This is a genomic window from Deinococcus roseus (assembly GCF_014646895.1).
Taxonomy (GTDB): Bacteria; Deinococcota; Deinococci; order Deinococcales; family Deinococcaceae; genus Deinococcus_C; species Deinococcus_C roseus.
On the sequence record NZ_BMOD01000007.1, the window covers coordinates 14460 to 27169 of the forward strand.

Here is a 12710-nt window from a genome sequence, read left to right on the forward strand (position 1 = left end):
TTCAGCGGGTCAACCGGCTGAGGGCGGCGCATCCCACCACCAGCAAGGCCGCTGCCACGGTGCGGAAATCCAGGGTTTCTTCCAGCAGGGCAGACCACAGCACGGGCTGAACCAGTTGCACCTGTCCTGCACGTGCCACCCCACCCAGGGCCAGCCCCCGGTACCAGGCAAAAAAGGCCAGAAACATGCTCACCACCGACACATATCCAAAAGCCGCCCATGCCGTGAAAGAGGGCATGTGGCTGGGTCCCGGCAACACCAGCACGGCAACCAGAGAGAAGGGCAAAGAGAGCACCAGTGCCCAGCTCACCACCCGCCAGCCGTCCAGTTCTCGGGCCAATCTGCCGCCTTCTGCGTAACCCATGGCGGCCAGCAGCACGGCCAGCAGCATGAAGATGTCCCCGCTGTGCAACTGTCCTGCTCCGGTGGTCACGGCAAAAATCAGCACGGCCACCACCCCCAGCACCGACATCGCCCAGAAAATGGGTTACGGTGTACCCGCCAAATTCGGGAATGGCCAGGCGGGTGGCAGGCAGCGTGAAGCTGAAGCACAGCATGCCCAGCGCAGCCCAGGCCCATCCGGCGGTTGAAGGGACACCTCAAAAACCTGCAGGAAGCCCTGCGCCTCAGGCGGGACTCCCTGGTTTCTGCGCTGCAACACCACTGTCCCCAGATCAGAATTCCCCTGATTCCCTGAGGCGGCTACAACCTATGGGTACAGCTTCCAGAACATCTGGACGATGTGGCTTTTGTGGAACAGGCCTCCCGTGTGGGGGTGCAGATCAGTGCAGGCAGAGGGTATTTTCCAGCAGAAGCGGGAGGGTCGCATCTGCGCCTGAGTTACGCTGCTGCCAGCCCCGGTGTGATCGAGGAGGGGGTTCAGCGTCTGGGGTCGTTGTTTTGATCAGAGTTCCAGTTCCTCTTTGCGCTTCTCAAAATCTGCTCTGGCCTGCATGACTTTCTTCTGGTTGATGGCCGCCCAGTACCACACGCTGCAGAAGGCTTCGGACAGGCTGAGGCCCATCTCGGTGAGTCCGTATTCCACCCGTGGGGGAATCACCGGATAAACGGTGCGCACCACCAGACCATCGGCTTCCATCTGGCGCACGGTTTTGGTGAGCATCTTCTGGCTGATGTCTCCGACCAGTTCTCCCAGACGGGTGAAGCGCAGCCTGCCGTGTTCTTCCAGGGTTTCCAGGATCAGCATGGTCCACTTGTCGGCCACCCGTCCGATCAGTTCCCGCACCAGCTTTTCCAGTTCTGGGTCACGCTGGTCACGGGGGGGAATGTTGTGCAGGTCTTCCAGGGAAAATTCAGGCATGGGGCACATCCTTAAAAGAAGCAACCTCCCAGAATGGAGGTCACTTCCTGATGGTTTGTGTTGATTTTAGCATGGAAAAACGGGTGATTTTCAGCGTTTCAGCAGCATCACCAGAAAAGTGGTGTTTTCCTCCTGGGCCTGCAGGGTGACAAAGCGTTCCCCTTCAAATTGCACCACATCGCCTTCCGCGAGCAACGCCACCCCATCGTCAAAGTTGCACAGCAGCGTTCCAGAGGTCATGCTGATCAGCACCTGCTCGCCGGGGTGGTCATGTCTGGGCATTTCCTGACCCTTTCTGAGCACTTTGCGAACGATTTTGCAGCCTGCATTCTGGGCAATCACACCTGTTTTTTCAATCTTTTCCATGGTCCATCCTCCAGAAAGAAAACCTGTGCAGGGCTCAGGAAGGACGCTCTGCGCCTTTGCGGTTGTAGAAATGCCAGTTGAGGCCCACATTGAACAGGAAGAAAGCCGCCATCACGTAGAAGAACAGCACGGTGTTTCCGGTGGCAGCAATGATGGTGCTGATCAGCATGGACACGATGAAAGGCCCGTAAGCGGCAATGGCAGCGGTCCAGCCAATCACGCCAGCAGCCTGGGTGGCAGGAAAAATGATGGGCATCTGCCGGAAGGTGGCTGCATTGCCAATGCCCGAGAAGAAGAACAGAGACAGCATGCCTGCCACAAAGAAGGGGAATTCTTCAATGCTCTTGGGGGTCACGTAGAAGCTGGTGAAAATCGCACTGGCCAGCATGCCCAGGCCCGAAATGGTGGTCAGGATGGCTCCTCCGGTTCTGTCGGCAATCATCCCGAAGATCACCCGCACGGCACTGCCAATCAGGGGACCGTAGAAAGCGTATTGCAGGGGCACCGGAGCGTGTTCAAAGCCGCCGTACAGGGTTTTGATCAGCAGGGGGAAAGCGCTGGACAGCCCCGAGAAAGCCCCGAAGGTCATCAGGTAGATGCTGGTCATGATCCAGGTGTGTTTCTCTTTGAAGATTGAGAGCAGCTGTGCAGGGTTGGCCTTGACCGGAATGCTTTTCAGAGAGAACCAGGCCCACACTGCACCAATCAGGATCAGGGGCACGTAAATGAGGGGGGCATTCTGCAGGAAGATTTCAGAGGTTCTGGTCTTGTCATGAAAGGTCTGGGGGCCTCCGGTCAGCGAGGCAAAAGCCCCAAACCCGATGATCCAGGGGGTCACGAACTGGGCCAGCGACACCCCGAAGTTGCCAATCCCGGCCTGAATGCCCAGCGCCGTGCCCTGCAGCTTTTTGGGGAAGAACAGCGAGGTGGAGGGCATGAAGCTGGAGAAGTTGCCCCCACCCAGTCCGGCAGAGAAGGCCAGCAGCATCAGCACCCAGTAAGGGGTTTCAGGATTTTGCAGGGCCAATCCCCAGCCAATTGCAGGAACCAGCAGGCTCAGCGTGGAAAAGGTGATGGTGTGTCTGGACCCGAACAGCGGCACAAAGAAGGTGTGGGCAATGCGCAAAGTGCCTGCGGCCAGTCCGGGCATGGCGGTCAGCCAGAACAGTTGCGTGGTGGAGAGGTTGAAGCCAATCCCCTGCAAGCGGGTCACCAGCGCAGAAACCATGAACCAGGTGGCGAAGGCCAGCACCAGGTTGAAGGTCGTCACAGAGAGGGTTTTCCAGGCCCGGTCTTTGCCGATCCTTGCCCAGAACGTTTCTTTTTCCGGGGTCCATTCTTGCAGCCAGGTGGGGTTTGCTTTGGGGGTGCGGGTGTTGTTCAGCATGTTGGGAATCCTTTCACAAGGGGTTTTGAAACCAGGGGAGGGGTGGGGAGGGGAAAGCTCAGGGAAGGGCGTGCAACTCTTTCAGCACAAAAGCCAGCCACAGTGCAGCACCGAGGGTCAGCACCCCCATCACCATGAAGGTGGCTTCTGGAACACCGATCAGACTCTGGGCCACAGCGAACAGGGGAGGGAGCACAAAGCCGCCCAGCGCACCGAACACGCCCACCAGACCGCCCACCGCGCCCACATCAGAGGGGTAATACTGCGGGATGTACTTGTACACGGCGGCCTTGCCAATGCCCATCCCGACGGCCATCACGAACAGCAAGGCAGTGAAGGCAGGCACGGCCAGATGCAGACCCGGCAGACCCAGCAGCACCGAGGGCACGAAAATCAGCAGGAACATCAGCTTCATGACATTGCGGGCACCAAATCTGTCCGAGAGGTAACCCCCCAGCGGACGCAGCAAACTGGCCGGAAAGATGAACAGGGTGGTCAGCAGCGCAGCATGCTTGAGGTCCAGACCGTACACATCCACGTAGTATTTGGGCAACCAGGCACTCAGGGCCACATACGCCCCGAAAACCACCACGTAGTAAAGGCTGAAGCGCCACACCCGGATTTCCCGCAGGGGTTTCAGGATCTCTGCCATGGGACGGCCCAGACCGGGGGTGAGGTCCCTGACAGGCGCAAAAAACCACATCCACAGCGCCATCAGGACCAGAAGTCCTGCGTACATGACCGGAATGAACCGCCAGCCACCCGGAAAAACCCCACCCAGAAAGCCCGCAGCGGGCAACACAGCAATCAGGGTCGGGGCCACCAGTTTGGTGACACTGGCCCCCACATTGCCTGCCCCAAAGACCCCCAGGGCAAACCCCTGGTGCTCCTTGCTGTTCCAGGCGGAATTCCAGGCAATCCCCACAGAGAAGGCGTTCCCGGCCATTCCCACCAGAAACGCCAGCAGGAGCAGAAGGCCATAACTGTGGGTGTAGGCCACCAGAAAAGTCGGCACCGCAGTGAACAGCAGCAGCCAGGTGAACACCTTCTTGCCCCCGATGCGGTCTGCCAGAATGCCAAAATACAGCCGCCAGATGGCCCCGTTCAGCACGGCCACACTGGTGAGCCAGCTCATCTGCAAATCACTGAGCCCCAGTTCCTTGCGGATGGGAATGCCCAGCACCCCGAACATCAGCCACACGGCAAACATCAGGGTGAAGCCCACAGTGGACAGCCACAGCACCTTGCTGGCGTCGCTTCTGGAGGCGGTTTTGGGGAGGGGGATGCTTTGCATGGGTTTCTCCTTGTTTTGCCGAGGGCGCAGGGGAATGAAGCCGAGGGCCAAGAGCCGAGAGCCGAGAGCCAAAAAGATCAATCAAGGGAGGAATGCCCAGAGTGGAGTTCACAAAGCCATGGCCAAAGCTGTGAAATTGCCCTCGGCCCTGCGCTCTCGGCCCTCGGCACCTCTCAATTCCGAATCATCGACACCAGTTTCAAATTCAGGCCACCCAGCCCCAGCGAACTTGCTGCAATGGGCCACAGGATGCCGTGGTCTCCGCCCAGGTAGGCGTCCAGTCCGGTGATGAGCAGAAAAAGCTGGATGGTCCACAGGACCAGCACGAACAGCAGGATCAGGTCTACAACCACGGTTTTTTGCTGGTTCTGGTGGTTCATGCTTCACCCACACCCACGGCGTAGATTTTGCCGTCACGGATTTCAAGCTGGATGCGGTCCAGGCCACGCTGGGGAGGTCCGGCCAGCACATCGCCAGACTTTGCATCGAAGAAGCCTTCATGGCAGGGGCATTCCAGTTTTCCAGAGTGCTCTGCATAGAACACATGGCAGCCCAGGTGGGGGCACTTTTGACTGAAGGCGCTGAAACTGCCGTCTTCATGCCGCAGCAGCAGGGCGTGGTCGTCCTTTGCAGGGTAACGGAAGGCCAGGAAGCCTCTGGGTTTGATGCTGTCCACGGCGGCAAGTTCCTGTTCGGGGTGGCTGGTGACGGGCTTTTTTAAACTGCCACCCACGGCCAGCAGGGTGCTCCCCACAGCCAGAGCGCCGCTGGACAGGCCCAGGAAGCGGGTGAATTCGCGGCGGGTGACGTAACTGGTCTGGTCCCAGTCCACCGAGAAGTCTTTTTTCCAGTGGGGATCACGTTTTTTGTGGGTCACAGCAAACCTCCTGACATGGGCATGGCTTCCAGGTGAGCAAAAGGATCGAGGTGGTCGTAAGCGCCGTCGTCGAAACGTCCGTCCAGGTGGTGCATCACATCCATGGAGAGGTTGACGTAACCATCGGGGGCCACCAGGAACACGCGGGTTTTGATTTCCTGTTCGCCAAATTCAAAGGTGTTGATGGGGGTGCCTTTGCGTCTGGACTGGAATTCCTCCAGGGTTCCGTAAAACAGCGCTTCGGAAGGGCACACGGTGGCACACATCGGTTTGAGTCCAACGGAAGTGCGGTCATAGCACATGTCGCACTTCATCATCTGGTCCATTTCCGGGTAGTAGCGGGGCACCCCGAACGGGCAGGACACCACGCAGTTCTTGCAGCCGATGCAGCGCTCCTTCAGGCTGCTCTGCACCACCAGGTCCTCGGTGCGTTTGATGGCATCTGCAGGGCACACAGCAGCGCAGGTGGGGTTCTCACAGTGCATGCACACCATTGGGACCGTCTGGGTGGAGTTCCCGCGCTCCATGTACTCCAGGTGGATCATGGGTTTGCCTTTGTGGGTGGCGCATTCACTGCAGGCCTGCATGCAACTCTTGCAGCCGATGCAGCGGATGGGGTCAATGAAGAAGCGCATCTCGCTCATCTGGAGAATTCCTTTCTGCGCTCGCCCAGACCGTAGTTCAGGGGGAGTTTTTCGGTTTTGCTGGCCAGACGTTCGGCTTCTTCGCCTTCCCGAATTTCTTCGGGGGTGGCTTTTGCGACCACGCAGGCGCTGACTTTGAATTCGGGGATTTTGGAGACGGGGTCCAGGGCACGCTGGGTGAGCATGTTGATGCTCTGTTTGCCTCCCCAGTGGTAGGGCACGAACACCGTGTCGGGTCGGATGGTGTTCACCACCAGGGCCTTGATGGTGATCTGACCCCGGCGGGTTTTGACCGTGACCCATTCGCCGTCTTTGATGTTCAGTTTCTGGGCCAGCCTGGGGTGGATTTCCATTCTGGGGTTGGGGTACTGGTCCACCAGCGGGCCAATGCGCCGGGTCTGGGTGCCGGAAAGGTACTGGCTGACCACACGTCCGGTGGTCAGCCAGATGGGGTACTGGGCGTCCACCACTTCTGCAGATTCGCGCCATGCCACGGCATTGAAGTGGCCTTTGCCGTCCGGGTGGTAGAATTTGCCGCCTTCAAACAGCCTGGGGGTGCCGGGGTGGTTGGCATCCAGGTCTTCGGGGCGCAGGGCTTTGCGGCCTTTTTCGGTGGTCTGGGGGGCGGGCCAGAACACGCCCATTTCTTTCTCCACCCGTTCCCAGGTGATGCCGGAGTAATCGGCGGTGCCCCCTCTGGAAGCCAGACGCAATTCCTCAAAAATCTCGCGGGTGTTCTGGTAGGGGAAGTATTTGCCGCGTCCCAGGCGTTTTGCAATGTCCAGCAGGATTTCCCAGTCCTTGCGTGCTTCTCCAGGAGGGGTGATGGCCTGGTTGATCTTGATCACGCGGCCCTCGCCGGAGGTGGTGGTGCCCTCATCTTCTTCCTGCAGGCTGCCGGGAAGCACGATGTCTGCGTGCTGGGCGGTCTCGGAGAGGAAAAAATCAATCACGGTGTAGTGCTCGAGTTTGTCCAGCGCTTCGCGGTTGAAGTTGGCATCGGGCAAACTCACCAGCGGATTGAAGCAGATGCTTAAGAGGCCCTTGATCTTGCCTGCATGGATTTCGTTGAGGATTTCCTGGGCAGAGAGGCCCTTGCCGGGGATCTCACGTTCCTCCACGCCCCACACTTCTGCGATGTACTTGCGGTGTTCTGGATTGGTGATGTCGCGGTTGCCAGGAAGCTGGTCGCATTTGTGGCCGTGTTCCCGGCCCCCCTGACCGTTGCCCTGACCGGTGATGGTGCTGTGACCGCACCCTTCCCGGCCAATTTTTCCGGTGGCCAGCGCGAGGTTGGCGCAGGACACCACGTTCTCCACGCCTTTGGTGTGGTGCTCTAAACCTCTGGCGTGCAGGATCATTCCGGTTTCGGCTTCCCCGTACCAGCGGGCGGCTTTCTCGATCTGCTTTGCAGGAACGCCCGTGATTTTGGCAGCCCATTCAGGGGTGGCGTCTTTGACGGCTTCTTTTGTGGCTTCAAAGCCTGTGGTGTGTTCGGCAATGAATTTCTCGTCGGTGAGGCCGTCCCTGATGATCACGTGCAGCATTGCCATCAGGAGTGCGCTGTCCGTTCCCGGTCTGAGGGGCAGGTACAGGTCTGCAGTTCTGGCCATGGGGACCATGCGGGGGTCGGCGTAAATCAGTTTTGCACCCTGGTCCCTGGCCCGCCACACGTAATCGGTGGTGATGGGGAAGCACTCGGCGATGTTGCTGCCGATCACGAAGATCACTCTGGCTTTCACGATGTCTTCCCAGCTGTTGGAGGCCCGGTCAATCCCGTAAGCCTTCTTGTTGCCTGCTCCAGCGCTGACCATGCACAGCCTGCCGTTGTAATCCAGGTTGGCGGTTTGCAGGGCCAGACGGGCAAATTTCCCGACCAGGTAGCTCTTTTCGGTGGTGAGGCTCACGCCCGAGAGCATCGCAAAGCTGTCTTTGCCGTGTTTCTCCTGGATGTCCTTGATTTTCTGCACGGTTTCTTCCAGGGCCTGCTCCCAGGAAATGCGCTCATAGCCTTTTGCAGTGCGCTTCATGGGGTAAAGCAGGCGGTCGGGGTGGGAACCTTGCAGGTAACGCTTGACCCCTTTGGGGCAAAGTTTGCCCTTGTTGAAGGGGAATTCGGTTCTGGGTTCAAAGCCCACCACGGCGTTGTCCTTGACTTTCAGGTTGATGCCGCATTGCTGACCGCAGAAGCAGCAGTGGGTGGACACCAGACGGTCGTAGTCCTCCACGGTCCTGAAACCGCCAGCAGGGGTGTAGTGCAGGGTGGGGCCGTAAGTGTCAAGCATTTCTTGCTGGGTGAGGGGAACTTTGGCCATTACATGAACTCCTTGCCCAGCACACGGAACTGGTTGGCGGTGACCATCTTGCGGCGGCAGGAGGGACACAGGTTCTGCCAGTTTTCAGCCTGCTGGTGCTCATAGTTGAATCCCAGTTCGGGAAGGATGGTTTTGATGTCCTGCTGGTGCATCAGGGAGATGTACTCTTCGCCGCAGCGGGCACATTTGCCCTGTTCGCTTTCTGCGCCTGCGGCCTTGTAGAACCACACGCCCACGTTGGCGATGCGCTGAAAGATGTGGAAGAACTTGCCGAAAGGCAGGTACAGCAGCCACAGCATCACGGTCATGGCGTGGGTGGTGGTGATCCAGTAGTAGAACTTGCCTTCCATGAACATGTTGGACAGGGTCAGCATGATTCCAGTGATGCACACCGCGAACAGCAAAATCAGGGGCATCATGTCGTTGTCGAAACGCTGGGTGGTGAGTTCCGCCTGGTCTTTCATGCGGCGGCCCACTGAGAGGGCAATTCCAGCCATGCACAGCACAGCAGCGATGTCCAGCATGTGGAAGTAAATCCAGCCCACAAAGCTTCTGGCCTCAAAAGCCGTAAAGGTCAGGTCCAGACCGAACAGCACCATGAAGTAGTGGTCAGGTCTTTCGGGCAGGGATGCGAAGTGGAGCCAGCCAAAAGTCAGGGGGAAGGTCACGGCAATGGCCAGCAGGCACCCCCAGAAGATGAACTGGTGTGCGGCCCAGCGCTGTGTGGAACGCTGGCGGATGAAGCGCTGTTCCAGCAGTTTCTCCCAGGCCAGCACGAAGAACATCAGGGTGTTTTTGATGCGGCTGCCTTTTTGCCAGAACAGTTGCCAGCCACGCTCCCAGTACAGGCGGGTGGCTGGGCGCTGCAGCCACACGGCGTAGCGGTACACGACCCCAAACAGCGCGAACAGCGTGGAGAAGCAGTAGCCAGCAAGCGCACCATCGAAGCTTTTCAGGCGGTTGGAGCCCAGAAATATCAGCACGCACAGCACCAGCGAGAACACCATTCCAGCCACCACGCCTTTTCTGTCGAGCGTGACATCCATCATGGGAACCTGGACGACCCCTGTTTCCCTTTTGTTAACCGTGTTTTGCATGGCTTTCCTCCTTGAGGGCTTCGGCGACTTGCAGCAAATCGCGCATGTCCGGGATCACTTTTTCCCTGCCGTCTGGCAGGGCTTTGATGCGGCCCTGCCAGATCCCGGCTTCGGTCAGCCACATCACCACCACATAGGTGGGCTTTTCGTGGGATCTGCTTCTGGAAGGTGCGCTCATGCATGCATGATGCCAGCCCCCACTTACAGCCCACTTACAGCTTTTGGGGGGGTGAATTTTGTCCCGCGGCGGCAAGGACAATCCGTAAAAAATGCAGTTACGTGCAGAGAAAAGGCCCATTTCAGATTGCAAGGCAGATCCACAGGCTTGCAGCATCAAACCGTCCCATCTTGAAAGCCATCTTGCCAAAACACTTCAATTCAGATATATTCATCTTAGATACATTCATCCGCGTCACAGGAAAGGACCAGCATGACCCAGCCCCTTGTAGAAGCCCAGTTTCAGATTTTGCTGGCCCTCCTTCCTGGCAAGAAGCACGGCTACCGCATCATGAAAGACATCCAGGAGCACACCGATCAGCTGGTCAACATCGGACCAGCCACCCTCTACAACAACATCCGCAAACTGTTGCAGATGGGCCTGATTGAACCTGCCCCGCTGGACCCCGCAGATCCTGAACCCGATGAACGGCGCAGGGCCTACCAGCTCACCGATGCAGGCACAAAGGTGCTCAAAGAGCACCTCAGGCAGCTCGAAAAAACCCTCACGCTGGCCAGAAAACACATCCTGTTATGAAATATCCGCTGATTCGGCATTTGATGCGCTGGTACCCGGCTGGCAACCACCACCTGGAAGAACTCTGCGCCACCATCGAGGAACACCACCAGCACCTTTTGAAACACAACCGCAGGCAGGCGGTCCTCTTTTTGTGGCAGTCCCACCTGGACGTGCTGACCACATCCCTGTCCTGCCAATCGGAGGTTTTGATGAAATTTGAATCTGGAATGCACGCCCACCGCCGCTATTACCTGATGCTGGCTTTTGCCCTTTCTGTCTCGCTCATCACCTCTGTGGTGGATGTCTCACCGGTGTTTGTGGGGCCCATGTCAAAGTTTGAAAGCCATGTGAGCACCCGTGAGGATCCACCCGCAGACCTGCAGGCCGTGGCCCAGCGCATTGCAGACACCCTGAACATCAAACACATGGATTTTGGGGTGTGGGTGGAAGATCAGGGCTGGTTCAGGCGCAAAACAGACCTCAGTCTGACGCTGTACCCGACAGTGCAGCCGCTGAAAATCAAAATTCCCTCCCATGTGGCAGACCTGCAGGCGCTTGAAAATCTGCGCGACCAGCTCAACACCGCCTCCTTCAAGACCCTTGATGTTCCGCTGCAGGAACTGCTGACCACCAGTGGCAACCGTTACAGAAGCCTCCTGGTGTTTCTGGACTTTCCGATCCAGAAAGTTCAGGTGGATGCCCTCCACAAAACCTATGAAGTGAAGGCCGCCCAGTGGGAAATTCTTGAGAAGTCAAATGGGGAATGGAAGCACTGGGAAAGGGTCAATGGAGCAGTGAACTTCACCCCAGAACGGGTGATCCTCAAAAAAATCCACATGCAGCCCATGCGCTCCAGCCAACCGTAAAAGACCCACAGCAAATGCTTTCTGACCAGCATGGACCTTCAAACCACCAGAAGGCCGTTGCTGGTCGGTTTTTTCTGGTCTTTGTGACCCATTTTTAACAAACCCAGAAAGAATTCTGTCCCCGTGGCAGAGAATATAATGAAGGCAATGAACACGCCTGCCGTACAATCGGTGCTGCAATCTTTGAGCTGGGCCACCAGCCGCCTGCTGCAGACCCCCGAACATTTCTTTCAGATCCTGAAGGTGTTTTTGTCGGAACTGCGGGTGCAGACCTGGTCCGATTCGGCAGAGCTGTTCCTGTCCAACCCCCAGCAAACCCACCTGATGCTCACCTCCTACGACGGCAAGCACCGTGCTGCATTTCTGGAAAAACTGGTGTTCCGTTTCGGGATGGGCTACCCCGGCATTGCTGCAGAAAGCCGTGCCCCCCTTGCCACCAGTGACCTGCAACAGGACCGCCGTTACCTGCGCGACGATGTCAAAAAACTGGGGTACCAGGGTTACATCGCCCAGCCTCTGGTTCTGCCCCACAAGGTGATCGGGGTGATCGATCTGGCCAGCCGCAGCACCTTGCACCAGCAGGAAGCCGAGCGCATTCTGGCCCAGGTGGCTCCCCTGCTGGCTTCCAGTCTGTACTCGGTGTTGACTTCCCTCAGCGAGGACGCTTTCCAGCAGATCACCGATTCCATGCAGGGCGGCACCTCATCAAAAGGCATGAACACCCTGCTGGAACAGGGCCTGAAAATCTCAGGCGGGCAGTGCGGGGTGATTCACCTGCTGAACGGCCAGCGCATCGAATCCCACCCTGAGCAGGTCGCGGCCTGCAGCCACATCTGCGAATGCCCGGCTGTGAAAGGCCGCATCCTGATCAACTCCATTCCCAGCATGGCCTGCGGTTTTCAGGAGCAGAAGGTGCGCACGGTGTGCATGCCCCTGTGGTCTGGCAACGAAATTTCCGGGGTGCAGACCATGCATTTCTCAGGAGGCTGGGCGCTCCCCACCCAGGCGGTGGCCCCCCTGATGTGGTTCAACCGCTTTGCATGGCAGGCGCTCTCTCCAAAAGCGGCAGAACACCAGAGGGAAGACCAGGTGCCCTGGCTGGAAATTGAAGCGCTGGGGGCTTTCCGGGTCAAGAAAGAAGGGCAGCTGATGGCCCCCACCGATTTTGGTCGCCGTCAGGCGTATTTGCTCTTGAAGATCCTGGTGGCCCGCTGGGGCAGGCCCGTCACCTCGGAAGAACTGCTGGAAATGCTGTGGTCCGAGGAAGACCCTGCAAAAGCCCTCCCCAGGCTGCATGTGGTCCTGAATGCCCTGCGCAAGGCCATCGAACCCGATCCTGCAAAGCCCGTTTACGTCCTGCGCGACGGCAACACCTACCGTCTGGCCCTGGAACGCGAAGCCCCACTGGATGTGCAGCGCTTTGAAGCCCTGGTGCACAGAGGCGACCAGCTGGAAAGCCAGCAGGCCATCCAGCAGTACCGCATTGCCCTGCAACTGTACCGGGGGGACTTCATGGCAGATGAAGCCTACGCAGACTGGTGCATCCTGGAACGCAGCTACCTCAAAGAGCAGGCCATCCGGGTGATGTTCCGCATGGCAGATTTGCTGCAGGCCCTGGACCAGCTTGCAGACGCCCAGGAGATCTACCACCGCATCCTGACCATGGACCCCTACCAGTTCGATGCCTACGAAGCGCTGATTGACCTCTTGCTGGACGCCAACCGCAGGCAGGACGCCCAGAGTTGCTGGGACCAGTACCAGGTGCAATACGGGGAGATGCCCCCGGTCCCCAGACCTGCCTGAAACT

16 protein-coding genes are annotated in these 12710 nt (G+C 58.3%); 5 read left to right on the plus strand and 11 right to left on the minus strand.

Going from position 1 to position 12710, the window contains the following annotated elements; genetic code table 11:
• Position 1 precedes the first annotated feature (1 nt).
• Positions 2-448 carry an EamA family transporter gene (locus IEY52_RS10980; protein WP_189002738.1) on the minus strand — a complete coding sequence of 149 codons (447 nt, stop codon included), beginning with the start codon at positions 446-448 and terminating at the stop codon, positions 2-4.
• Between IEY52_RS10980 and IEY52_RS10985 the strand changes: the two genes are divergently transcribed.
• Both IEY52_RS10985 and IEY52_RS10990 read left to right on the plus strand, forming a co-directional pair.
• Complete coding sequence (locus IEY52_RS10985; RefSeq protein ID WP_189002739.1) at positions 426-590, plus strand: hypothetical protein; 165 nt, start codon at positions 426-428, stop codon at positions 588-590. The two genes, IEY52_RS10980 and IEY52_RS10985, sit on opposite strands and share 23 nt — an antisense overlap.
• Before the next feature lie 161 nt (positions 591-751).
• Positions 752-904 carry a hypothetical protein gene (locus tag IEY52_RS10990; RefSeq protein ID WP_189002740.1) on the plus strand — a complete coding sequence of 51 codons (153 nt, stop codon included), beginning with the start codon at positions 752-754 and terminating at the stop codon, positions 902-904.
• On the opposite strand, the gene IEY52_RS10995 is transcribed toward IEY52_RS10990, so the two are convergent.
• The 10 genes from IEY52_RS10995 to IEY52_RS11040 form a co-directional block, all read right to left on the minus strand.
• Positions 905-1321, minus strand: coding sequence for a winged helix-turn-helix transcriptional regulator (locus IEY52_RS10995; RefSeq protein WP_189002741.1), 417 nt, complete (start codon positions 1319-1321; stop codon positions 905-907).
• A gap of 90 nt (positions 1322-1411) precedes the next feature.
• Positions 1412-1687 (minus strand): cupin domain-containing protein, encoded by a 276-nt coding sequence (locus IEY52_RS11000; RefSeq protein ID WP_189002742.1) that lies wholly within the window; start codon positions 1685-1687, stop codon positions 1412-1414.
• A gap of 34 nt (positions 1688-1721) precedes the next feature.
• Positions 1722-3074 (minus strand): MFS transporter, encoded by a 1353-nt coding sequence (locus IEY52_RS11005; protein ID WP_189002743.1) that lies wholly within the window; start codon positions 3072-3074, stop codon positions 1722-1724.
• Positions 3075-3132: 58 nt separating this feature from the next.
• On the minus strand, positions 3133-4368 hold the full coding sequence (locus IEY52_RS11010; RefSeq protein ID WP_189002744.1) for an MFS transporter: 1236 nt from the start codon (positions 4366-4368) through the stop codon (positions 3133-3135).
• 173 nt (positions 4369-4541) lie between these two features.
• Entirely contained in the window at positions 4542-4748 is a 207-nt protein-coding gene (locus IEY52_RS11015; RefSeq protein ID WP_189002745.1) for a DUF6755 family protein, read from the minus strand.
• Positions 4745-5245: a Rieske (2Fe-2S) protein gene (locus tag IEY52_RS11020; RefSeq protein ID WP_189002746.1), complete on the minus strand. Its 501-nt coding sequence runs from the start codon at positions 5243-5245 to the stop codon at positions 4745-4747. The genes IEY52_RS11015 and IEY52_RS11020 overlap by 4 nt, the downstream gene beginning before the upstream one ends.
• Positions 5242-5889: a 4Fe-4S dicluster domain-containing protein gene (locus IEY52_RS11025; protein WP_189002747.1), complete on the minus strand. Its 648-nt coding sequence runs from the start codon at positions 5887-5889 to the stop codon at positions 5242-5244. The genes IEY52_RS11020 and IEY52_RS11025 overlap by 4 nt, the downstream gene beginning before the upstream one ends.
• Positions 5886-8204 (minus strand): molybdopterin oxidoreductase family protein, encoded by a 2319-nt coding sequence (locus tag IEY52_RS11030; protein WP_189002748.1) that lies wholly within the window; start codon positions 8202-8204, stop codon positions 5886-5888. The genes IEY52_RS11025 and IEY52_RS11030 overlap by 4 nt, the downstream gene beginning before the upstream one ends.
• On the minus strand, positions 8204-9301 hold the full coding sequence (locus IEY52_RS11035; RefSeq protein WP_189002749.1) for an MFS transporter: 1098 nt from the start codon (positions 9299-9301) through the stop codon (positions 8204-8206). The genes IEY52_RS11030 and IEY52_RS11035 overlap by 1 nt, the downstream gene beginning before the upstream one ends.
• Positions 9285-9479 carry a hypothetical protein gene (locus IEY52_RS11040; RefSeq protein WP_189002750.1) on the minus strand — a complete coding sequence of 65 codons (195 nt, stop codon included), beginning with the start codon at positions 9477-9479 and terminating at the stop codon, positions 9285-9287. The genes IEY52_RS11035 and IEY52_RS11040 overlap by 17 nt, the downstream gene beginning before the upstream one ends.
• A gap of 252 nt (positions 9480-9731) precedes the next feature.
• Between IEY52_RS11040 and IEY52_RS11045 the strand changes: the two genes are divergently transcribed.
• The 3 genes from IEY52_RS11045 to IEY52_RS11055 all read left to right on the plus strand — a co-directional run bounded on the left by IEY52_RS11045 (position 9732) and on the right by IEY52_RS11055 (position 12706).
• Positions 9732-10055, plus strand: coding sequence for a PadR family transcriptional regulator (locus IEY52_RS11045; protein ID WP_189002751.1), 324 nt, complete (start codon positions 9732-9734; stop codon positions 10053-10055).
• Positions 10052-10903, plus strand: a complete 852-nt coding sequence (locus tag IEY52_RS11050) for a hypothetical protein (protein WP_189002752.1) — start codon at positions 10052-10054, stop codon at positions 10901-10903. The genes IEY52_RS11045 and IEY52_RS11050 overlap by 4 nt, the downstream gene beginning before the upstream one ends.
• A gap of 147 nt (positions 10904-11050) precedes the next feature.
• On the plus strand, positions 11051-12706 hold the full coding sequence (locus tag IEY52_RS11055; RefSeq protein WP_189002753.1) for an AfsR/SARP family transcriptional regulator: 1656 nt from the start codon (positions 11051-11053) through the stop codon (positions 12704-12706).
• Positions 12707-12710: the final 4 nt, after the last annotated feature.

Coding starts and splice junctions, on each gene's coding strand:
- IEY52_RS11055 (WP_189002753.1), top strand. CDS start 11,051: ATGAACACGCCTGCCGTACAATCGGTGCTGCAATCTTTGAGCTGGGCC.
- IEY52_RS11035 (WP_189002749.1), bottom strand. CDS start 9,301: ATGCAAAACACGGTTAACAAAAGGGAAACAGGGGTCGTCCAGGTTCCC.
- IEY52_RS11005 (WP_189002743.1), bottom strand. CDS start 3,074: ATGCTGAACAACACCCGCACCCCCAAAGCAAACCCCACCTGGCTGCAA.
- IEY52_RS11010 (WP_189002744.1), bottom strand. CDS start 4,368: ATGCAAAGCATCCCCCTCCCCAAAACCGCCTCCAGAAGCGACGCCAGC.
- IEY52_RS10995 (WP_189002741.1), bottom strand. CDS start 1,321: ATGCCTGAATTTTCCCTGGAAGACCTGCACAACATTCCCCCCCGTGAC.
- IEY52_RS11040 (WP_189002750.1), bottom strand. CDS start 9,479: ATGAGCGCACCTTCCAGAAGCAGATCCCACGAAAAGCCCACCTATGTG.
- IEY52_RS11030 (WP_189002748.1), bottom strand. CDS start 8,204: ATGGCCAAAGTTCCCCTCACCCAGCAAGAAATGCTTGACACTTACGGC.
- IEY52_RS11015 (WP_189002745.1), bottom strand. CDS start 4,748: ATGAACCACCAGAACCAGCAAAAAACCGTGGTTGTAGACCTGATCCTG.
- IEY52_RS11045 (WP_189002751.1), top strand. CDS start 9,732: ATGACCCAGCCCCTTGTAGAAGCCCAGTTTCAGATTTTGCTGGCCCTC.
- IEY52_RS11050 (WP_189002752.1), top strand. CDS start 10,052: ATGAAATATCCGCTGATTCGGCATTTGATGCGCTGGTACCCGGCTGGC.
- IEY52_RS11000 (WP_189002742.1), bottom strand. CDS start 1,687: ATGGAAAAGATTGAAAAAACAGGTGTGATTGCCCAGAATGCAGGCTGC.
- IEY52_RS11025 (WP_189002747.1), bottom strand. CDS start 5,889: ATGAGCGAGATGCGCTTCTTCATTGACCCCATCCGCTGCATCGGCTGC.